The organism is Ruegeria sp. BI7, assembly GCF_056537925.1.
Genome location: NZ_JBQFSK010000003.1, coordinates 109,377 through 129,473 on the forward strand (window position 1 = coordinate 109,377; position 20,097 = coordinate 129,473).

Annotated in this window: 20 protein-coding genes; 5 read left to right on the forward strand and 15 right to left on the reverse strand. The window is 59.1% G+C overall.

All coding sequences use genetic code 11. The annotated features are described in order from the left end of the window. Positions 1 to 7: 7 nt before the first annotated feature. Genes ACR0JB_RS10015 through ACR0JB_RS10035 form a run of 5 tightly spaced genes read right to left on the reverse strand, consistent with a single transcriptional unit; the run spans position 8 to position 6,013 of the window. Positions 8 to 1,606 carry an ABC transporter ATP-binding protein gene (locus ACR0JB_RS10015; protein WP_480789891.1) on the reverse strand — a complete coding sequence of 533 codons (1,599 nt, stop codon included), beginning with the start codon at positions 1,604 to 1,606 and terminating at the stop codon, positions 8 to 10. Further along, positions 1,603 to 2,418: an ABC transporter permease gene (locus tag ACR0JB_RS10020; RefSeq protein WP_170360830.1), complete on the reverse strand. Its 816-nt coding sequence runs from the start codon at positions 2,416 to 2,418 to the stop codon at positions 1,603 to 1,605. The genes ACR0JB_RS10015 and ACR0JB_RS10020 overlap by 4 nt, the downstream gene beginning before the upstream one ends. Beyond that, positions 2,415 to 3,362 carry an ABC transporter permease gene (locus ACR0JB_RS10025; RefSeq protein ID WP_170396643.1) on the reverse strand — a complete coding sequence of 316 codons (948 nt, stop codon included), beginning with the start codon at positions 3,360 to 3,362 and terminating at the stop codon, positions 2,415 to 2,417. The genes ACR0JB_RS10020 and ACR0JB_RS10025 overlap by 4 nt, the downstream gene beginning before the upstream one ends. 40 nt (positions 3,363 to 3,402) lie before the next feature. Continuing rightward, entirely contained in the window at positions 3,403 to 4,470 is a 1,068-nt protein-coding gene (locus tag ACR0JB_RS10030) for a ligand-gated ion channel (protein WP_170396645.1), read from the reverse strand. A 55-nt stretch (positions 4,471 to 4,525) separates the two neighbouring features. Continuing rightward, positions 4,526 to 6,013, reverse strand: coding sequence for an ABC transporter substrate-binding protein (locus ACR0JB_RS10035; RefSeq protein ID WP_170396647.1), 1,488 nt, complete (start codon positions 6,011 to 6,013; stop codon positions 4,526 to 4,528). Positions 6,014 to 6,184: 171 nt separating this feature from the next. Here ACR0JB_RS10035 and panB point away from each other — a divergent pair, with 171 nt between their 5' ends. The 3 genes from panB to glpK all read left to right on the forward strand — a co-directional run bounded on the left by panB (position 6,185) and on the right by glpK (position 9,410). Then, positions 6,185 to 7,024: a 3-methyl-2-oxobutanoate hydroxymethyltransferase gene (gene panB / locus ACR0JB_RS10040; RefSeq protein WP_170396649.1), complete on the forward strand. Its 840-nt coding sequence runs from the start codon at positions 6,185 to 6,187 to the stop codon at positions 7,022 to 7,024. After that, complete coding sequence (panC, locus tag ACR0JB_RS10045; protein ID WP_480789892.1) at positions 7,021 to 7,863, forward strand: pantoate--beta-alanine ligase; 843 nt, start codon at positions 7,021 to 7,023, stop codon at positions 7,861 to 7,863. The genes panB and panC overlap by 4 nt, the downstream gene beginning before the upstream one ends. A 68-nt stretch (positions 7,864 to 7,931) precedes the next feature. Beyond that, the gene (gene glpK, locus ACR0JB_RS10050) at positions 7,932 to 9,410 is read left to right on the forward strand and encodes a glycerol kinase GlpK (RefSeq protein WP_170396654.1); all 1,479 of its coding nucleotides are present in this window, start codon (positions 7,932 to 7,934) and stop codon (positions 9,408 to 9,410) included. Here glpK and smpB read toward each other — a convergent pair. From smpB to ACR0JB_RS10100, 10 genes are all read right to left on the reverse strand, one after another. Next, positions 9,407 to 9,883 (reverse strand): SsrA-binding protein SmpB, encoded by a 477-nt coding sequence (smpB, locus tag ACR0JB_RS10055; RefSeq protein WP_170360845.1) that lies wholly within the window; start codon positions 9,881 to 9,883, stop codon positions 9,407 to 9,409. The two genes, glpK and smpB, sit on opposite strands and share 4 nt — an antisense overlap. A gap of 47 nt (positions 9,884 to 9,930) precedes the next feature. Next, a complete protein-coding gene (idi, locus tag ACR0JB_RS10060; protein WP_480789893.1) occupies positions 9,931 to 10,473 on the reverse strand; it encodes an isopentenyl-diphosphate Delta-isomerase in 543 nt (180 codons plus the stop codon). Positions 10,474 to 10,679: 206 nt separating this feature from the next. Then, entirely contained in the window at positions 10,680 to 11,093 is a 414-nt protein-coding gene (locus ACR0JB_RS10065; RefSeq protein WP_170349719.1) for a c-type cytochrome, read from the reverse strand. A gap of 112 nt (positions 11,094 to 11,205) precedes the next feature. Further along, entirely contained in the window at positions 11,206 to 12,222 is a 1,017-nt protein-coding gene (locus tag ACR0JB_RS10070) for a P1 family peptidase (RefSeq protein WP_480789894.1), read from the reverse strand. A gap of 9 nt (positions 12,223 to 12,231) precedes the next feature. Then, positions 12,232 to 12,978: an SDR family oxidoreductase gene (locus ACR0JB_RS10075; RefSeq protein WP_480647688.1), complete on the reverse strand. Its 747-nt coding sequence runs from the start codon at positions 12,976 to 12,978 to the stop codon at positions 12,232 to 12,234. 54 nt (positions 12,979 to 13,032) lie between these two features. Next, the gene (gene arfB, locus ACR0JB_RS10080; RefSeq protein ID WP_170396658.1) at positions 13,033 to 13,452 is read right to left on the reverse strand and encodes an alternative ribosome rescue aminoacyl-tRNA hydrolase ArfB; all 420 of its coding nucleotides are present in this window, start codon (positions 13,450 to 13,452) and stop codon (positions 13,033 to 13,035) included. 263 nt (positions 13,453 to 13,715) lie between these two features. After that, positions 13,716 to 14,360, reverse strand: coding sequence for a queuosine precursor transporter (locus tag ACR0JB_RS10085; RefSeq protein WP_058282690.1), 645 nt, complete (start codon positions 14,358 to 14,360; stop codon positions 13,716 to 13,718). A gap of 93 nt (positions 14,361 to 14,453) precedes the next feature. Beyond that, a complete protein-coding gene (locus ACR0JB_RS10090; RefSeq protein ID WP_170396660.1) occupies positions 14,454 to 15,335 on the reverse strand; it encodes an esterase-like activity of phytase family protein in 882 nt (293 codons plus the stop codon). Further along, complete coding sequence (gene mepA / locus ACR0JB_RS10095; protein WP_170376310.1) at positions 15,308 to 16,171, reverse strand: penicillin-insensitive murein endopeptidase; 864 nt, start codon at positions 16,169 to 16,171, stop codon at positions 15,308 to 15,310. The genes ACR0JB_RS10090 and mepA overlap by 28 nt, the downstream gene beginning before the upstream one ends. Further along, positions 16,168 to 17,535, reverse strand: a complete 1,368-nt coding sequence (locus tag ACR0JB_RS10100; RefSeq protein ID WP_170396663.1) for an MFS transporter — start codon at positions 17,533 to 17,535, stop codon at positions 16,168 to 16,170. Before ACR0JB_RS10100 ends, mepA begins: the two co-directional genes overlap by 4 nt. Positions 17,536 to 17,665: 130 nt before the next feature. On the opposite strand from ACR0JB_RS10100, the gene ACR0JB_RS10105 reads away from it, so the two are divergent. Further along, entirely contained in the window at positions 17,666 to 17,953 is a 288-nt protein-coding gene (locus tag ACR0JB_RS10105; protein ID WP_170349712.1) for a YggT family protein, read from the forward strand. Between the two features lie 78 nt (positions 17,954 to 18,031). Then, positions 18,032 to 20,071, forward strand: coding sequence for a DNA helicase RecQ (gene recQ, locus ACR0JB_RS10110; protein ID WP_170360861.1), 2,040 nt, complete (start codon positions 18,032 to 18,034; stop codon positions 20,069 to 20,071). Positions 20,072 to 20,097: the final 26 nt, after the last annotated feature.

The window sequence follows — 20,097 nt, forward strand, 5'->3', positions numbered from 1 at the left end:
AAAGGAATTACGCGACATTTGCACCGATACCGGGCAAGATCGGTGCGGCATCGATCAGGGTCCGAGTGTAAGCGTGCCGCGGGGAAGAGAATACCTGTTCGGTCTCACCCTGTTCAACAATTCTGCCCGCCTGCATCACCATCACCCGGTCCGTGATTGTCCGTACGACACTTAGATCATGGCTGATGAACAAGTAAGTCAGGTTGTAGGTGGCACACAGCTCGGCCAGCAGATCCAGAATCTGTGCCCGGACCGATACATCCAAGGCCGAGACCGGCTCATCAAACACGATCAGTTCGGGGCGAATGATCAAGGCGCGGGCAATGGCAATCCGCTGTCGTTGCCCGCCCGAGAATTCATGGATGTATTTGTTCGCATCATCCGGGCTGAGGCCCACGGCGGTCAGCATTTCGGCGATACGGTCTTGCCTCTCTGTGCCGGTGGGCGGGGATTCCAACAGGTGAAACGGCTCGGTGATCAGGCGGGCGACGCGGTGGCGCGGGTTGAAACTGCCATAGGGGTCCTGAAACACCACCTGCATCTTACGTCGCACAGCGGGGTTCGGCTTGTGACCGGCAAAGACAGGTTGGTTGTCCAGTCTGATTTCGCCGCTTTGCACCTCTTCCAAGCCAAGAATTGCCCGTGTTAGGGTCGATTTTCCGCATCCCGACTCTCCGACCAACCCCAACCGCTCACCCCGGTTCAGCGTAAAGCTGACGTCATCTACTGCGCGATGTTGCCCTGCCTTTGCGAACAAGCTGTTTCTCGGCAGACGATAGTCCCGAACAACATTTTTTACCTCGAGCAGCGGTCGAGGTTCTGGCGGTTCAGGCAGCGAAACCTGATGCCCCGAGGCCTGAAACAGCTTCCGTGTATAGGGGTGCTGCATATTGTTCAGCAGGTCAATGGTTGCACCGCTTTCGACCACCTCTCCATGGCGCATCACGACGATTTGGTCGGCCATGTCTGCCACCACCGCCAGATCGTGCGTGATCATCAGCAGCCCCATGCCATATTCGCGCGCCAGCCCTTTGAGCAGGTCGAGTATCTGCGCCTGCGTCGTCACATCCAGCGCGGTTGTCGGCTCATCCGCGATCAACAATTTGGGGCGCAGTGCGATTGCCATGGCGATTACCACACGCTGCCGTTGACCGCCGGACAATTCATGCGGGTATCGCGACAGCGGGAAACGGTCAGGTGGCAGGCCAACGCGGCTCAGAACCTCGTGTGCACGGGCCAACGCCTTGGTGCGCGGCATGGCCTTGTGGATCAGAATGGTCTCGATCACCTGATCGCCAATGGTTTTGACCGGGTTCAAGGCGGTCATGGGTTCCTGAAACACCATCCCAATTTTGGCCCCGCGCAGGGCGCACATTTCGCGTTCAGACTGTTTCAGCAGATTCCGACGTCCCAGCCAGATCGCGCCTTCTGTCTTTGCGCCACTTGGCAGCAAATGCATCACGGCCAGCGCGGTCAGCGACTTGCCCGAGCCACTTTCACCGGTCACGGCAACAATTTGTCCGGCACCAATACACAAGCTGACCCGCTTCAGAATCTCGGTCTCATGGATGGTCAGAGAAAGGTTTTCGATCTCCAGCAAGCTCATGCGCGCGCGACTCGTATTCTGGGATCAAGCCAATCGCGCAACCCATCGCCTAACAGGTTCAGTCCCAGCACAGTGACAATAATTGCCAGCCCCGGAATCAGAGCCAAATGCGGGGCAAAACTGACCATTGTCTGCGCATCAGCCAGCATTCGACCCCAACTGGGTGTGGGCGGCTGCGCACCCAGACCGACATAAGACAAGCCCGCCTCGGCTAGGATACCCAGCGAGAACTGGATGGTCCCCTGAACTATCAGCAGATTCGCAATATTGGGCAGAATATGTTCCGCCGATATCCGCGCCGCGCCTTTGCCCGCGACACGCGCGGCCAGAATGAACTCGCGTTCCCATAGGGACAAGGCCGCGCCACGGGTGATGCGGGCGAAGACGGGAATGTTGAAAATACCGATCGCGATGATCGCGTTGATCGCGCCTGCTCCGAACACCGCTGTGATCAGAATGGCGATGACTAGCGAGGGGAAGGCAAAGACCAGATCGTTGCCGCGCATGATCACCTCATCCAGCCATGATCCTTTACGCGCTGCCGCCGCCAGGCCCAGCGGTACGCCCAGCGCCATACCGATCCCCACCGCCACCAATGCCACCGCGATGGACGTACGAGCCCCCACCATGATCATCGAGAACATGTCACGCCCGAAATGATCTGTGCCGAACCAATGCTGTGCATTAGGCGGCTCCAGCTTGTTGGGGATATCCAGCGCCGCATAATCATACGGCGTCCAGACAAAGGACATCAGCGCCGCCAGCAAGACCAACGAGGACAATACTGAACCAAGAAGCAGGTTGCGGCTCATGACCGACCTCTCAGTCGTGGGTCCACGGCGGCATAGGCGAGGTCGACCAGAAAATTCACGGTGATGACAGCAAAGACAAGCAACATGACCACCGATTCCACCACGACCAAATCGCGGGCCGAGATCGCCTGAAACACCAGCCGCCCGAGTCCGGGCAGATAAAACACCTGCTCGATAATAATCGACCCCGCCAACAGAAACGAGAACTGCAGCCCGAGGATGGTCAGAACCGGGATCAGCGCGTTGCGCACACCGTGCCGCCACAGCGCTTGACGGCGTGACAATCCCTTGGCGCGGGCAGTGCGCATGAAATCTTCGCCCAGTATATCCAGCAGCGAAGACCGCATGACCCGCGCCAAGATCGCCGCCTGCGGCAAGGCCAGCGCAATGGCGGGCAATGTCAGAGAATGCAGGCCGGTCCAGACGCCTTTGTCCCAACCCGCAAAACCTCCGGCGTTGAACCAGCGAAGGTTGATGGCAAAGATCAGCACCAGCATCATCGCGAACCAGAAATTCGGCACTGCGATACCTAATTGCGTTACCCCCATCACCGTCAAATCCCCCGGCTTGCCACGACGGGCTGCGGCGTAAATCCCGGCGGGGAAGGCAATCAGGGTCGATAAGGTCAAGGCGTAAAGCGCCAGCGGCAATGACACCCATAGCCTGTCCGAAATCATCTGCGACACCGGTGTGCGATAGGTGTAAGAGGTCCCAAAATCCCCCACCATCATACCGCCAATCCAGTTGAAATAGCGCTGGATCTTGGACCCGTCCAATCCTAGCTCGGCCCGCAGCGCGGCCAGTGTGTCCTCTTGCGCGTTGACGCCCAACATGAACGAGGCCGGATCGCCTGGCGCCACCTCGATCACCGCGAAGATGACCACCGAGGCGACCGCAAGGCTGATGACCAGCGATATCAGACGTTTGAGGGCATAGCGCAGCATTGAAGCCACGTTAGGATCACATATCGCGCGGGTCCAGCACCTAAGGCACCAACAGATAGGCAAAAATCGCGTAACCGACAATGGCCGCATAGCCCAGCGGGTAAATCCACTTGATCGCGTAATTGTCCAGTTTTCTGGCTCCGTCCTCGTGCCCGGACACTTTCATCTTGCGCAAAGCCACGTTGAACACGATCAGGGCCCCGGTCATCAGGAACATGCATTGCAAGACGAAATCCAGAAAGGTCAGATAACCCAGCTTGGGCAAATCGGCTGAGATGGCCCAGTTAAAGGCCACGAAAACCAGCAGGTTGCCCCCGGCAATCTCGATCCGGCGGCGATACTCGTCAAGGAAGAACAACGCCCAACCCACCGAGATCAGAACCAGCATCGGCAAGAACACCCGGATCACGTAATAAGTCAGGTGCCGGTAGCCCTGAAACGCCAGCGCGACCTGATCGCTGTCCCGACCCGACAGCCCGATGACAGTGGAATGTACGACCTGTGGATTGTCCAACACCCACTCTTCCTCGCCCAACAGATCGCCTAGGCCGGAATACTCTTCCAGCGGATAGTAGGAGACATATTCGGACGGAAAGATCGAGACGACCTCGAAGAAGAACTCCTGCGTGTCGAACGGGTATTTGCGGAAATCGAAATGCGGGGCCTGCAATGTCAGCGAGGATTTCTCGACATAAACCACATGCCCGTCATGGCGCAGCGAGGCTGCGGCTTCGTGTATCCATTTGTTGGATTGCTGGTTGTGGATGACAAAGGCCGGAACAACCGCCCCGATATCCGAGGCATGTTCGGCCAGCGCACTAGGGTTAAAGACCTGAATCTCGCGCCCGACGGCCTCGCGGTCAAAGGCCAGCGCCGGGTCGGTCCATTCGACACGTAGAACGACAACGGCGCCATAGTTCTCGGCCTTTTGATCCACGCTGGTGACTTGATCGATACGGATGCCGATCCCCACCTTCAGCGGGTTTTCCGGCGTGCCAACCAGACCACCGAGCCCACCATCCAGCACATTTTGCGCCTGTCCCTTGCCGCCCAGCGCACACAGGCAGGCAGTCACAGCAACAAAACACAAGAAACGGACCAGATTCATTTTCAGGCTCACTCGGAAACAGGTAATCCGAGGCCGATATCGGCCCCGGACCCGATTATTCGGACCAACTGATCTGGGTCAGGTCGATGGCGGCCGTTGGCGCGTTCTCCCACAGGCCCTGAACACCGGCCTTGGCGACCCCCAGCTTGGCCAATTGGAACAAGTAGCCGTTGACATAGTCCGTGGCGATCAGGCGCTGCATATCGCCCAACAGCTTTTTACGTTCCTCCGGATCGGTGGTCGCGTTCAATGTCTCCATCAACGTCTGGGCATCCAGACTGTCATACTGGAAATAATAGTCGGGGCGGGCATAGATGCCGATATCCATTGGCTCAGTATGGCTGATGATGGTCAGTCCGTAATCCTTACCCTTGAACACAGATTCCAGCCACTGCGCCCATTCCACATTGATAATCTCGGCCTTGATTCCAACCTCGGCCAGTTGCGCGGCGATGATCTCGCCTCCGCGTCGGGCATAAGAGGGCGGCGGCAGGTGCAGGGTGGTCTCGAACCCCTCTTCATACCCCGCATCGGCCAGAAGTTTGGCGGCCTGTTTCGGGTCATGGGCCGAGGTGCCGGTCAGATCGACATAGGCAGGGTTGTGCGGTGCGAAATGAGTGCCGATGGGCGTGCCGTAGCCGAACATCGCACCGTCAATGACCGCCTGCCGGTCAATGGCATGGGCCAGCGCCTGCCGCACGCGGATATCATCAAACGGGGGTTTCTTGTTGTTGGTCGACAGGATGGTTTCCCCCTCGGTCGACCCCACCAGCACCTGAAAACGCGGGTCAGCCTCGAATTGAGGCAGGTTTTCGGGTGCGGGGAAGTTGTCGAAGACGTCCACATCTTCGGCCATCACCGCGGCAAAGGCGGCAGTGGGGTCCGAAATGAATTTGAACGTAGCAGTCTCTAACGCAGGTTGTTCGCCCCAATAGTTGGGGTTCCGGTTTAGCGTGATGCTATCGCCCTGCACCCAGTCACCAAAGGTAAAGGCACCGGTCCCCACCGGGTTGGTCTTGATGTTGTCGATGCTTTCGGGCGCGACGATCACCGCATCCCCCCAAGCCATGTTGAACAGAAAATTGCCGTTCGGCTCGGACAGGGTGACCTTTACGGTCAGCGGATCCACAACCTCAACGCTTTCGATGCCTGCAAACAGCGCCTTTTGCGCATTGGCACTGTCTTCGGCCGTAGCGCGGTCGAGGCTGAATTTGACGTCCTCGGCATCCATGACGGTGCCGTCATGAAAGGTCACCCCGTCGCGCAGCTTGAATGTATAGACGGTGCCGTCCTCGGAAATTTCCCAGCTTTCGGCCAGGCCGGGCACGACCGAGCCGTCACCCATAAAGCGGGTCAGACCCTCGAAGATATTTGTGTAAACCACCGAATCAATGGCCTGCGCGGCGGCGCTGGTCGGGTCCAGGTGTGGCGGCTCCAACTGCATCGCAATCGTAATGTCCGATTTGGCCAAAGCCTGCGAGGCAAACAGGCTGGCGCCCACCGCCAGAGCCGACGCAATACTCCGAAACATCTGCTTTGTCATGAAAAACTCTCCCTGTTTGAATCCTTGGAACCGGCTGTTTTACAGGCTTTTCTGCACTCAATGTCCCTTTAAACCTCGGGTCAATCAAGGAAATGTTCGCGCAACCGGGGTTTCTATAACCTTGTGCAATCTGCTATGCCGCACTGCAACATGAACCCCGCAGGAGCGATCATGAGCGCCACCGCCCGCAAAACAGCCCCGAATGCCGAGGATATCCGCGCCCGCAAAGGCAGCACACCATTGGTCAGTTTGACTGCCTATACCACACCAATGGCACGGCTGATGGATGCCCATTGCGACTTTGTTCTGGTCGGCGACAGCGTCGGCATGGTGCTGCATGGGCTGACCTCGACCCTGGGTGTGACGATGGAGATGATGGTGATGCATGGTCAGGCCGTTGCGCGCGGTCTGGACAGGGCGATGATGGTTATCGATATGCCCTTTGCCAGTTACGAACACGACCCGGCCCATGCCTTCAAGAATGCCGCTCGCCTGATGGCCGAAACCGGCGCAGGCGCGGTCAAGCTGGAAGGCGGCGTGGAAATGGCCGAGACCATCCGCTTTCTGGTCAAGCGCGGTATCCCGGTGATGGCGCATATCGGCCTGACGCCACAATCGATCAACACGCTGGGCGGCTACAAGGTGCAGGGTCGCGACGAACAGGCGAAGGCGGTGTTGGCCGATGCCCATGCGGTGGCCGAGGCTGGTGCATTTTCCGTTGTGCTTGAGAAGGTACCGCAAGGCCTGGCTGATCAGATCACCGCCGAGGTCGCGATTCCGACCATCGGCATTGGCGCCTCAGCCGGATGTGATGGGCAGATTCTGGTCGTGGACGACATGGTGGGCTTTTTCACCGCGTTTAAACCGAAATTTGTCAAACGCTATGCCGAACTTGGTCCGCAAGCCGAGGCCGCCATCGCGGAATATGCCTCCGATGTGCGCGCCCGCAGCTTTCCAGCGGATGAACATGTCTTTGCCGATCAGGCTCCGTCCAAAGGACCTAAGACATGACCGCACCCATTCTGCGCCGCCTAAGTGATTTGCGCGCGCTGACGACCAAATGGCGCGGCAACGGCGAAACGATCGGCGTCGTCCCCACCATGGGCGCGCTACATCAGGGGCATCTTTCATTGGCCGAGGCCGCGAAGGCCGGAACCGACCGGGTGATCGTTACGGTTTTTGTGAACCCCAAACAGTTCAACAACCCCGACGATCTGGCCAATTACCCGCGGACCGAGAACGAAGATGCGCAGAAACTGGCCCCTTACGGTGTCGACGCGATCTATGTCCCCGATCCCGAGGAGATCTATCCGCAGGGCTTTGCCACCACCGTATCAGTCGCCGGTTTGACCGATGTGATGGAGGGTGAATTCCGCCCCGGCCATTTTGATGGCGTCGCCACTGTGGTCGCTAAGCTGTTCCTGCAAACGCAGGCAGATCGAGCCTATTTCGGGCAAAAAGATTATCAACAATTGATGATCGTCCGCCGCATGGCCCGCGATCTGGACATCCCCATCGAGGTGGTCGGCTGCCCAACGGTACGCGAACCCTCGGGGTTGGCAATGTCCTCGCGCAACCTCCTCCTCTCGCCCGAGGGGTTGAACATTGCGGCCAACAAGCACCGGATCATGCAGGGTGTGGTCCAGTCGCTGAAAGCAGGGGCCGCGTTTGAAACTGTGGCCGCGCGGGCCGAGTCTGATCTGCTGGCGGCAGGCTTCACTCAAGTTGAATATATTCAACTGCGCTGCGCCGACACACTGGACCCGCTGACCCATGCCACACGGCCCGCCCGGCTGTTTGCGGCGGCTTGGGTGGATGGCGTGCGGCTGATCGACAATATTCCTGTCTGAACGCTCTGGCACGATCGTCATTGTTTGCGCTAAAGTCCGGCAAAACCAGACCGGAGGGGGGCGCAGGCGTGACCTATATTCTTGCCATTGATCAGGGCACCACATCATCACGGGCCATATTGTTTGACGCGGTAATGCAGCGCGCAGGCACCGCGCAGCACGAATTCACACAGCATTTCCCGCAGGAAGGTTGGGTCGAACACGACGCCGAAGAAATCTGGGAGAGCGTTCTACGCGTCTGCCGCGAGGTGATGGAAACCACCGGCGTCACCGCCGACCAGATCGCAGGCATCGGCATCACTAACCAGCGCGAAACCACTGTGGTCTGGGACCGCGCCACCGGTCAACCACTCCACAACGCCATCGTCTGGCAGGACCGCCGCACCGCCGAAATTTGCGCGCGCTACAAACGGGCGGGGTGCGAAGATGACGTGACCGCCCAAACCGGGTTGTTGCTGGACCCCTATTTCTCGGGCACCAAGGTTAAATGGCTGCTCGATACCGTGCCAGGCGCACGCGACCGCGCCGAGGCCGGAGAGTTGATGTTCGGCACCATCGACTGTTTCCTGATCTGGCGTCTGACCGAGGGGCGCAGCCACGCCACTGACGCCACCAATGCTGCACGCACCCTGTTGTTCGACATCAACAAAGGCGCGTGGAGCGCCGAGATTTGCGATCTGCTGGACGTGCCGATGAACATGCTTCCAGAGGTACACGATTGCGCCTCGGATTTCGGAAATACGACCCTATTTGGGGGAAATATCCCGATTCTAGGCGTGGCGGGGGATCAGCAGGCTGCCACTATCGGGCAGGCCTGTTTCCAGCCCGGAATGATGAAATCGACCTATGGCACGGGGTGTTTTGCCCTTTTAAACACCGGAGACAAACCGGTTGAATCGAAGAACCGCCTGCTGACCACCATCGCTTATCAGTTGGACGGCAAGCGGACCTATGCGCTGGAGGGATCGATCTTTGTCGCTGGGGCCGCTGTGCAATGGCTGCGCGATGCGCTGCAGATCATCGAATCGGCCCCCGAAAGCGGCGAGTTGGCGCAACAAGCCGATCCGAACCAGCATGTCGTGTTGGTCCCCGCCTTTACTGGCCTCGGCGCGCCCTATTGGAAACCTGATTGCCGTGGCGCGATATTTGGCCTGACCCGTAATTCCGGCCGCGCGGAATTGGCCAAGGCCACGCTGGAAAGCATTGCCTATCAAACGCGCGACCTTTGGCACGCCATGCAGGGCGATTGGGGCGCGGATACCGACGTGACACTGCGCGTGGATGGCGGCGCCAGCGCCTCGGACTGGGCGATGCAGGGGCTGTCGGACTATCTGGGGGCCGAGGTCGACCGCCCGGTGATGCAGGAAACCACGGCATTAGGGGCGGCCTGGCTGGCCGGCATGCGCGCCGGTGTTTACCCGGACCAACAGGGTTTTTCCGAAACCTGGGCACTGGATCGTCGGTTTGAACCGGAACTGTCTGCCGAAGAACGCGACGCCGCCTATGATCGCTGGAAACGCGCGGTTGAGGCCGCGATGGCCTTCTAGCTGTGATCCTTCATCAGCCGCTGTTTCTGCCGTGACCAGTCCCGCTTGGCCTGAGTCTCACGCTTGTCGTGCAGCTTTTTACCTTTGGCGATGCCGATCTTCAGCTTCGCCCGGCCCTTGTGGTTGAAATACAAAACCAGCGGCACCAGCGTCATGCCCTTGCGCTGGGTCGCATTCCACAGATTCGACAGCTCTTTGCGCGACACCAGCAGCTTGCGGCGGCGGCGTTCTTCGTGCTTGAAGACCTTGGCTTGCTCATAAGGCGCGATATAGCTGTTGATCAGCCACAGCTCGCCATCCTCGACCGAAGCATAGCTTTCGGCAATGTTTGAACCACCAACGCGCAGGGATTTGACCTCGGACCCTTCCAGCACGATGCCGCACTCGATATCGTCCTCGATCGCGTAATCGAAGCGCGCACGCCGGTTTTCGGCGATAACTTTGTAATTCGGGTCTGTCTTTTGCTTGGCCATGACGCGTTGATTTAGGTGGCTTGGGCGGCCCTTGCAAGCCGTTGCGGTCAGGACGTGGCCGAGATGATCAGATCAGGACCGAAAATCGTGTCGGCGTGACTGTGCAGATAGATCTTCAGCCACGGCGTGAACCGCTGCGGATGTCGTTGCACTTCAGCCAGCAGATCATGGTAGTCGATCCACCGGATATCCATGACTTCTTCCGGATTAGGCTCGATTTTAAGCGGCCCACGAACATGAGCCAGAAAGATATCGACCACTTCGTGTTCGATCATGTTGTTGCCAACATCGGCGTGATATTCCAGCCGGTGCCGGTATTCCGGGTACAAGCCGGTGATCCCCAGCTCTTCTCGCAAACGACGCACGGCACATTCCGAGGGCGTCTCGCCCCAATCGGGATGGGTGCAGCAGGTATTCGCCCACAGGCCCGGCGTATGGTATTTGCCCAAAGCCCGGCGTTGCATCAAGATCTCGGTGCCGCGCACGACAAAGACCGACACTGCCTTGTGCCGCAGGCCCTTTTCATGCGCCTCAAGCTTGTCCACGGGGGTCAATTCACCATCAACCCAGGCCGGGATCATGATTCCCATCTGTCGTCTCCTGCTGCCGATCCGCCAGGGCGGCGGGATGTATGGAATTGGCTGCCGCCGGACCGGCTTGGCTCTGCGAAGTCATGCAAGGGCATGATGAACCGCGTAACCCCAAGGTGACCTTGATCCAAGCTGTTATCAATCGCACGAAAGGCCGCAGGGGGCTGCGGCCTTTTGCAATCTTTCGAATGGTCTGGATTCAGACGTTATTCGCCCGAGACACTGACGATGTAGGCATAGACGTCTTCGCCGCCCTTCTTCAACTTGAAGGTCATTTTCGACTTGGCCGATGTCTCACCCAGGTAATCTTTCAAAAACGCCTTGGGATCCTGCGCGTATTCGACAAAGGTGGCTTCATCCCAGACCAGACCGTTTTCACCAGCCTCAACGATGCTGTCTCCGTATTTGAACCCTTCAACGGTACCCGCGGTGCGGCCCGCGATACCGTATAGGTTCGGACCGGTCTTACCGCCCTTGACGATGACTTCACCGGCCGGGTCAGCGATCTGATGGCAGGATTTGCATTTATTGAAGGCCTTTTTGCCGGCCTCGGCGTCACCTTCCGCATAGGCAGGAAGGGCCAGCAGGCCGACAATTGCGGTAGCGAGGATACGATTCATGAGTTTTGCTCCGATACGAATTGGCTGCACCGAATGGACCGTCGGCGCAAAAAAGAGTCAACGCGCAGATTGCCGCGCGAGGGTAATGTGCACTGCGGCATAAAGACAGTCCTTAACTTTTGTCATGTGGTGCGGTCCAACAGGGCAATAGATCGCCCGCTGCCGGGGTCGCCAGATAAATAGCCCGCGCAATAGCTCGTGCCAGACAGACCGAGGCCGCATGTCCGATCAGCCCCAAGCCGGCTTCGGCGTCGATGGTCTGCGCGCCAGTGCTGACTGCAAAGACCAGATCTCCGTCCCCTGGTGTGTGTGCCGGCAGAATGGCGCGGGCAATGCCATCATGTGCTGCCACTGCCAGTCGCTGGCACTGCGATTTCGACAAGGCAGCATCCGTGGCCACAATAGCGATTGTCGTGTTGCCCTTATCCGACTCGGCAAGTCGCATCGCCTGCGCCTTGAGGCTGGGGGCTGGAAAGCCAAGACCAGCACTTGAATCAGATCCTAAACCGCCAAATTCGTCTCCAAACTCGAACGGCGCTGCCCAGAAATGGCGGTCGCCGGGTGTTGTCACACTGCCCAGCGGGTTGGCCGCAACCAGGGCACCGACGGTCACCCCATTGTCCAGAACCAATGAGGCGGACCCGAGCCCCCCCTTGTGCCGCGCCGCCAAAGCGCCGGTTCCGGCCCCCGCTGTGCCTAACGCAAAATCCACATCTGCGTCGTCAAAGGCCTCCTGTCCCAGCGCGCGATAGGGGTTTTCAACCCAGTCCTTGTCTCCGCCGTTCAACAAATCAAACAGGATCGCGCCCGGCACAATGGGCACCACGCTATCGCCCACCGGATACCCCCTGCCCTGCGACCGCAATGCATCCGAGACGCCGGAACAGGCATCCAACCCAAAGGCCGACCCACCGGACAAAGCAATTGCATCCACTTGCGAGACCGATTTATCCGGCGCCAGCAGATCGGTTTCCCGCGTGCCCGGTGCGCCCCCCATCACGTGAAACGAGGCGGTAAAGGCCTGATCTGCCGTCAGGACAGTTGTTCCCGATTTCAACGCAGCGTCCTGCGCATTTCCGACCCTCAGGCCAGGGACATCGGTGATCAGGTTACGGGGTCCGGGGATCATGGATGGATCTCAGATACAACGGCCACCGTCGACCTCCAATGCAGCGCCGGTGATCATGCTCGCCTCGTCCGAACACAGGAAACAGGCGGCGTTGGCCATGTCGTCGGGGGTCGAGAAACGCCCCAGCGGGATGGTCGACAGGAACTTGGCACGCATTTCAGGCGTATCTTCTCCCATGAAGGATTTCAGCAGTGGTGTTTCCCCGGCCACCGGACAGAGCGCGTTTACACGCACACCCGAAGGCGCAAGTTCCACCGCCATTGTCTTGGTGGCCGTGATCATCCAGCCCTTGGACGCGTTGTACCAATTCAGGTTCGGACGTGGCGACAGCCCCGCGGTCGAGGCCACGTTCAGGATCGCACCCGCCCCGCGCGCTTTCATCGCTGGCACCAGCGCCCGTGCGGTCAGATAGACCGATTTCATGTTCACGTTGAAGACGCGGTCAAATTCCTCTTCGGTGACATTCTCTAGCGGCGTCGGCAGATGCGTGACACCGGCATTGTTCACCAAAATATCCAATTGCCCGAACCGATCCATCGCCATATCCGCCATGGCCTGCACCGAGACTGCATTCGCCACGTCGACCATCTGAGCAATCGCATTCGGCCCAAGCTGATTTGCCTGAACCTCGGCCGCGTCACCATTGATATCGGCAATCATGACCCGCGCGCCTTCGGACAGGAATTTCTGCACGATCCCGGCACCAAAGCCAGACGCGCCACCGGTTACAATCGCGGTTTTCCCCTCTAACCTCATGATCTTGCTCTCCCTTGCCCTATCAAACTAGCAAGGCACCGTGAAACTGCCAGTTCAATCTTCTGCGACCTTGCCGCGCAGCGCCTTCACATCCGAGCGCGCTTTTTTGGCCGCCAGCCGCCGTTTGACCGAGCCATAGGTGGGTTTCGTCGCAATCCGCCGCTTGGGTTTCTCCAGCGCGCGGACAATCAGTTCAGCCAGACGGGCGCGGGCAATCTCGCGGTTGCGGGCTTGGCTGCGGGTTTCTTCGCATTGAATGATGATCGCGCCATCTTTGGTCCAGCGCCGCCCGGCCAACCGTTTCAGCCTGTTTTTGACCGGATCGGGCAAGGAGGGCGAGCGCGCAGCCTCGAACCGCAGCTCAACTGCGGTCGAGACCTTGTTCACGTTCTGACCACCGGGACCGGACGAGCGGACAAAGCTCTCGGTCATTTCCCAGTCCTGCAGGGTGATATCGTCGGTGATGCGCAACATGAAGTGGACCTTATCCGGCACAAGCAGAAACAAAAAGGGCCGCCCCGGCGGGACGGCCCTTCGAAAGTACAGGAGGTTGGGTCGGTTAGATCAATCGACCAGCCGGAGCGAGCGCTCCGCCAAGGGCTGCCCTAACAGGCGATCCCCCCGGTTGTTCCGACACCTCTCTCCAATCTCTTTCTCGACACTGGATCACCTCCTTTTCTATCTGTTGCGGTTAACTTTGAGCCTGACACAAGATGCGCCATTCTCAAAGCACTTTTTTACGCAGGCTGCGCGGTCAACCGCGCAACGATCACCTTGAACGGGATCAGCGCAATCATCGCCAGCGACAACTTCACCAGCCAGTCAGCAAAGGCCAGCGTCACCCACAGGGGCACCATCGGACCAGTCAACATGAAGGGCACAGGCTCCCACGCCCAGTTGATCGCCGCATCAGCATTGGCACCGAAAACCGTGACAGAAGCTGAGAATGCGATGGTGAAAAACAGCGCGGTGTCCAGCGCCGAGCCAACCAGGGTCGACACCAGCGGCGCGCGCCACCAGCGACCACCGCGAAGCGAATTGAACACGGTGACATCAGTCAGCTGTGCAATCAGAAACGCCGTTCCCGAGGCAACAGCGATCCGCAGCGGCACGGCGGCATAGGTAAATCCGTCACCTTGCAGCATGATCTGGCTGCCGATCAGCGAACAGATGATGCCGGTGACAAACCCGGCGAACACCACCTTGCGGGCCGTGGCCACGCCATAGACGCGGTTCATGATGTCGGTGACCAGAAAGGCCAGCGGATAGGTAAAAGCACCCCAGGTCAGCAGCCCGTCAAAAATCAGGAACTGAACCAGAATGTTCGAGGCCACAACAATGGCGGCCATGGCAATAATGCCGGGTATATAAGCGCGTTGCATGTTTTCAGATGCCCGTTTTGACAAGGTAGCGGCGACTTGGCCAAGGGACCGTCCCAAGGCAAGCCGTGCGTTTAGACCTTTGGTTGGGGTGTGTCAATCCGGTAGCAGATACTCCACCAGTTCAGTGCGCTGAAGGACCAGAAAGTTGTCGTCCGAGATCATCGTGGCGCGCAACCGCCCCTGATCATCGCGCCAAACCGACAACCCTTCGAGGTTATCATGCGTGCCTGTGCCGGTCGTAAACAGGTTTTCTTCGGCACCGACTGAATCCTCTGTGATCTGCCACCGCCGCAGGCGGGTGCGGAACCCTGTCAGGGACAGGACTCGTTCCAATAAATAGAACCGACCATCTGGACCAAAATCGGCAGATACAGGCAAGAATTTGCCCCGCTGTGGCAACACGAAAGGGGTCGACCAACCCTGCCCGTCCCAGCGATAAACGGGGATGTCGCCTGCTTCGGTCCGGCTTCTTTCGGGAAGGGTATACAGCCACCCCTGATTGTCGATTGCCAAGGCTTCGAACGACCCATTCAGTTTCAGATTTTCAAACGCCTTTGGGCGCGGCAGCACCCGCGCTTCGGCGTCGGGGGTCGCGTACCGGGCAACGCGATGCACTGACTCAAATGAGATGTAATGGCTACCGTCCGGTGCGACCGCAATGCCCTCGGAATCCCCTGCTTCGCCGGATAGGGGCCGTCCTGTGCTAGAGAGAACCGGCCAGTTCCCGGTGATCCGGACCCCTGTAATGTCATCCTCGTCCCGCGCAATGGTCGCGCGGACAAGAACCGACCGGTCACTAAGCGCAAGCATATGCCGACCGTTGTCCGAGATATACAGGGCCGAAAACCCACCAAACCAATCCGCCGGGTGGCGCCAGACAAAGCTGTTTAGGTATGTGGCCGTCTTGACCTCAACCGCCCAAACCGCACCCGCCAGCAAAGTAGCAATCAGTTGGATTGCAAAACAGCGGCGCATTGCTGGGGCAAATCGGTCAGAACATACTCGCGGCGTTTCTTCGGCGCAGGCGCGTTCGGGTCAGGTGGCGGCGGGTTGAGGATGTTGCGAACCCATTGCTGCGCCTCGGCACACCCATCACCCTTGGGAGGCGCGTCCTGATTGACACAGCCGCGCGATCCCTTGGGGCATTTCAGACGCACGTGGAAATGATAATGATGCCCCCACCATGGCCTGATCTTGCGCAGATAGGCCTTGTTGCCTTTCTCATCATTGCACATCTGAACCTTGGCGCCGGGAAAGACGAAAATCCGCGCCACGCGCTTGTCCTTTGCCGCCTCACGCAGCACGGCGTGGTGCTGTGCCGTCCAATTGCCATTCACATAGGCCCCGTTGGCGCGGCGCAGGGAAATCGACGAGATATTCTCGCGCGCTTTGCGCGACAGCCGCATGTTGTCGCCGGGCAGCATCCAGATATCGATGTCCAACCCCAACTGGTGGCTGCGATGACCAGAAGTCATCGGACCACCACGCGGTTGGCTGATATCCCCTATATAGAGACCATTCCACCCCGGTTGCCGGGCCGCAAACTTGCTGAGGTCCTGTACGTAATCCACCGCCTCCGGGTGGCCCCAGTTGCGATTACGCGACAGGCGCATGGCTTGCCATGTCGGCCCCGTTTCGGGCAGTTGCACCGACCCCGCGGCACATCCGCGCGAATAACTGCCGAACGCGGCTGGTTTTTGCTGTGAACTTTGCTTTTGCGCCCCGAACAATTGCTTGGCCAAGGGCTGCGCCCCGGCTGCTCCTGCCAATGTCATCGCGGCGATTATTGCTAAAAAACGTAGTAAAATCATCTGCTCTGATCCCCTTCCGGTTTAACCCAGCGCATTAGGAACAGGCCCAGAATAAACAACAGAATGATCGGTGACACCCCCAACCGCGCACTGCCCGTAACAGTTGTGGCAATCCCGATTAGCAAAGGCGCGGCAAAAGATGTCGCGCGGCCGGACAGGCCGTAAAGGCCAAAGCTTTCGACTGGCGTTTTTGGGTCGGTATGGCGCACCATCATGGATCGGCTGGCCGATTGCAGGATACCGCCCATACCGCCGATCAGAACTCCGCAGCCAAAGAACACCAGATCCGGCAGGCCTGACCCTTCGGGCAAGGAGATGCCGTAAATCTGCGTCCGATCCATCGACACCACGGTGATGCAGACAAAGATCAGCACCCAGATCGCGACCAGAATAACTGGTTTAGGGCCGTATTTCTTATCCATCTTGCCACCGACCCACGCAAAGATGGCCGAGGCCAGAACGCTGACAATCCCGAACACTCCGATCTTGATCAGCCCCCATTCCAATACCAGCCGTGCATAGACACCGCCGAAACTGTACAGCCCGTTCAGCGCATCGCGGTAGAACATGGAGGAACCCAGATAGGTCGCCAGACTGACCCGGTGCCGCAAGTCTGAGATGGATTTGCCCAGCAGTCGCAATGCCTCACGCAGGCTGCCAGTCTTGTTACTGTCCGGGTCATCACGCACCCAAAGGAAATAGGGCACCATGAACAGGATGAACCAACCGGCGGTAAAGGGACCGACGAACCGCGTGCCCTGCTGGCTCGCCGCATCCAGCCCGAACATCGGGTCCATCCCAATCAGTGTCTTGCCGTTGGGCTGCTCGACGAACAGCAACAGCATGATCGCCAATGAAATCAACCCGCCGAAATAGCCAAACGCAAAGCCCGAACCCGAAATTTCGCCCACTTCATTGTCATCGCCCAGATCAGGCAGCTGAGAGTTGATGAAGATCAGCGCATACTCCGCGCCGACAAAACCCAGCCCAAAGGCCGACAGCATCAGCCACATGTTCGATCCATCTGGCAGCGTGTACCAAAGCGCGGCAGATCCCACCGCGTACATCGCCGAAAAGGCAAAGATCCACGGAATGCGCCGCCCCGACACATCCGCCATCGCACCCAGCAAAGGCGCGCCAAAGGCGATGATCAACCCGGTGATGGTCAGGCAATTGGCCCAAACCGTCTGCGCCCGCGCGGCCGCAGCCTCGGCATCCAACCCGGTTCCTGAAAAATACCCCGCCGCAACCCCGGCGAAATAGGGGCCGAACACAAAGGTGACCAGAAGGGTGTGATATGGTTGACTGGCCCAGTCGAAAAACCACCAACCCCAAATGCGCTTGCGTTTGGAAATCTCTGCCATAACTGCCCCTGTTTATTGTTGCATTCATAAGACGGGGCTTTAACCCAATTCGCAAGCGTTGTGTTGGCGCGGGCTTGCTCTTTGTCGCGGGGGCGCTTACCTCTCATCTCACGTATTTACCGGAGGCCCCATGCTGTCGTTGATCCAAATTCTGCTGCTGATCCTGGACATTGTCTGGTTCATCATTTTGGCCCATGTGATCATGAGCTGGCTGATCAACTTTCAGGTTCTCAACCTGCACCAGCAACTGGTGGCGCAAATTTGGTATGGCCTGAACCGGATATTAGAGCCTATCTATGGCCCAATCCGCCGCGTCCTGCCCGCGATGGGTGGGCTGGACCTGACGCCTTTGGTGGTGCTGATCGGGGTCTACGCGCTGCGGATCATTCTAATTAACAATATGGGCTATTTCGTCTGACCTCTTGTTCACCGAATCTTAGTATGTGATTGTCCTGTCTTAAGAGCAGATAAACCTTAAAACAGGGCAACCCCGCACATGTTCGACGCCGCGCCTTTGCTGCGAGATGTCTTTGGATTCGACGACTTCCGCCCCGGTCAGGAAGAGATCGTCGATGCCGTCACGCTGGGTGAAAACGTGCTGGCGATCATGCCCACGGGCGGCGGCAAATCCCTGTGTTTTCAGCTACCCGCCCTTCTGCGTGACGGGGTGACCGTGGTGATATCCCCCCTGATTGCCTTGATGCGTGATCAGGTGCGCGGGCTGCAAGAGGCCGGGGTCGAGGCCGGTGCGCTAACCTCGGGCAACACCCCCGAAGAAACCGATGCCGTGTGGGAGGCGCTGGAGGCCGGGCGCCTGAAACTGCTCTACATGGCCCCCGAGCGTCTGGCCGCCGGGTCAGCCTTGGGCATGTTGCGTCGGATCAATGTCAGCCTGATCGCCGTGGACGAGGCCCATTGCGTCAGCCAATGGGGCCATGATTTCCGCCCAGATTATCTGCGGATCGGAGAGCTGCGACGCGCATTGGACGTGCCTTTGGCCGCTTTCACCGCCACTGCGGATGCCGAAACGCAGGACGAGATTGTCGAAAAACTGTTCGACGGCACCGCCCCGCGTAAGTTCCTGCGCGGCTTTGACCGGCCCAATATCCATCTGGCCTTTGCCGCCAAGGACGGCCCACGCAAACAGATCCTCGACTTCGCCGAAGCGCGCAAAGGCCAATCCGGTATCGTCTATTGCGGCACCCGCAACAAAACCGAAGTGTTGGCCCAGGCCTTGCGCGCCGAAGGCCACACCGCCTGTCATTATCACGGCGGAATGGAGGCCGAAGACCGCCGCATCGTCGAAACCCGCTTTGCCCGCGAGGATGGGCTGATCGTGGTTGCCACCGTTGCGTTTGGAATGGGCATCGACAAGCCCGATATCCGCTGGGTCGCGCATGCGGACCTGCCCAAATCCATCGAAGCCTATTATCAGGAAATCGGCCGCGCGGGTCGCGATGGCGGGCCTGCCGAAACGCTGACCCTGTTCGGTCCGGACGACATTCGCCTGCGCCGGTCCCAGATCGACGAGGGGCTCGCACCACCGGAACGGCGCATGGCGGATCATGCGCGGCTGAACGCTCTGCTCGGGCTGGCCGAGGCGCTCGAATGTCGACGCAAGACCCTGCTGGGGTATTTCGGAGAACAGATCGAACCTTGCGGTAAATGCGACCTGTGCGACAGCCCTCCGGAAGTGTTCGATGGAACCACCCCCGTTCGCATGGCCTTGTCGGCGATCCTGCGCACCGAGGAATGGTTCGGCGCGGGCCATTTGATCGACATTCTGCTGGGTAATGAAACCGACAAGATTCGCGCCCGGCGGCACGACAACTTGTCCACATGGGGCATCGGCAAGGACTGGTCGCGCCCGCAATGGCAGGCGATCTTCCGGCAGATGATGGGCCACGATCTTGTTCGCCCCGATCCCGAACGCCACGGCGCGTTGCGCATGACCGAAGCAGCCAAGCCGATCCTGAAGGGTGAGGCACAGATCAACCTGCGCAAAGACACGATCCGCAAGGCCACCCGGAGGCCCGCCGTCAAGATGATGGTGTCCGAGGAAGACGCGCCGCTGCTATCTGCGCTCAAGGCCAAACGTCGCGCGCTGGCGGAAAGCGCGCGAGTTCCGGCCTATGTTATCTTTCCCGATCGCACCCTGATTGAAATGGCCGAAAAACGCCCGGCCTCTTTGGACGATATGGCCCGGATCAGCGGAGTTGGCGCGAAAAAGCTGGAACGGTACGGCGACACCTTCCTTGAGGTGCTGACCGGCGCGGTTGAAGAATTGCACCCAGCACGCCGCAAACTGGCGGGCCGCGAACAAGGGGATATCTATGACCGACTGCTTGAGGTTCAAACACGGCTTTCACGCGGCTCCGACGGGATTGACAAACCGCTGACCTGTTCGGCCTCACAACTGGCCAAGGTCGCACAACTGCGCCCCAATGACCCGCGCGGGATGGAACAGGTGCTGGGCAACCGTCGTCACGAAAGGTTTGGTGCCGCGTTTCTGGACGTGCTGCGTCAGGCGGGCTAGATACCCTGCATCAGGCAAGAAACGAG

Coding starts and splice junctions, on each gene's coding strand:
- mepA (WP_170376310.1), bottom strand. CDS start 16,171: ATGATTTTACTACGTTTTTTAGCAATAATCGCCGCGATGACATTGGCA.
- ACR0JB_RS10090 (WP_170396660.1), bottom strand. CDS start 15,335: ATGCGCCGCTGTTTTGCAATCCAACTGATTGCTACTTTGCTGGCGGGT.
- ACR0JB_RS10075 (WP_480647688.1), bottom strand. CDS start 12,978: ATGAGGTTAGAGGGGAAAACCGCGATTGTAACCGGTGGCGCGTCTGGC.
- ACR0JB_RS10025 (WP_170396643.1), bottom strand. CDS start 3,362: ATGCTGCGCTATGCCCTCAAACGTCTGATATCGCTGGTCATCAGCCTT.
- arfB (WP_170396658.1), bottom strand. CDS start 13,452: ATGTTGCGCATCACCGACGATATCACCCTGCAGGACTGGGAAATGACC.
- ACR0JB_RS10070 (WP_480789894.1), bottom strand. CDS start 12,222: ATGATCCCCGGACCCCGTAACCTGATCACCGATGTCCCTGGCCTGAGG.
- ACR0JB_RS10105 (WP_170349712.1), top strand. CDS start 17,666: ATGCTGTCGTTGATCCAAATTCTGCTGCTGATCCTGGACATTGTCTGG.
- panC (WP_480789892.1), top strand. CDS start 7,021: ATGACCGCACCCATTCTGCGCCGCCTAAGTGATTTGCGCGCGCTGACG.
- ACR0JB_RS10020 (WP_170360830.1), bottom strand. CDS start 2,418: ATGAGCCGCAACCTGCTTCTTGGTTCAGTATTGTCCTCGTTGGTCTTG.
- ACR0JB_RS10015 (WP_480789891.1), bottom strand. CDS start 1,606: ATGAGCTTGCTGGAGATCGAAAACCTTTCTCTGACCATCCATGAGACC.
- ACR0JB_RS10065 (WP_170349719.1), bottom strand. CDS start 11,093: ATGAATCGTATCCTCGCTACCGCAATTGTCGGCCTGCTGGCCCTTCCT.
- ACR0JB_RS10100 (WP_170396663.1), bottom strand. CDS start 17,535: ATGGCAGAGATTTCCAAACGCAAGCGCATTTGGGGTTGGTGGTTTTTC.
- ACR0JB_RS10035 (WP_170396647.1), bottom strand. CDS start 6,013: ATGACAAAGCAGATGTTTCGGAGTATTGCGTCGGCTCTGGCGGTGGGC.
- smpB (WP_170360845.1), bottom strand. CDS start 9,883: ATGGCCAAGCAAAAGACAGACCCGAATTACAAAGTTATCGCCGAAAAC.
- recQ (WP_170360861.1), top strand. CDS start 18,032: ATGTTCGACGCCGCGCCTTTGCTGCGAGATGTCTTTGGATTCGACGAC.
- ACR0JB_RS10085 (WP_058282690.1), bottom strand. CDS start 14,360: ATGCAACGCGCTTATATACCCGGCATTATTGCCATGGCCGCCATTGTT.
- ACR0JB_RS10030 (WP_170396645.1), bottom strand. CDS start 4,470: ATGAATCTGGTCCGTTTCTTGTGTTTTGTTGCTGTGACTGCCTGCCTG.
- panB (WP_170396649.1), top strand. CDS start 6,185: ATGAGCGCCACCGCCCGCAAAACAGCCCCGAATGCCGAGGATATCCGC.
- idi (WP_480789893.1), bottom strand. CDS start 10,473: ATGGGAATCATGATCCCGGCCTGGGTTGATGGTGAATTGACCCCCGTG.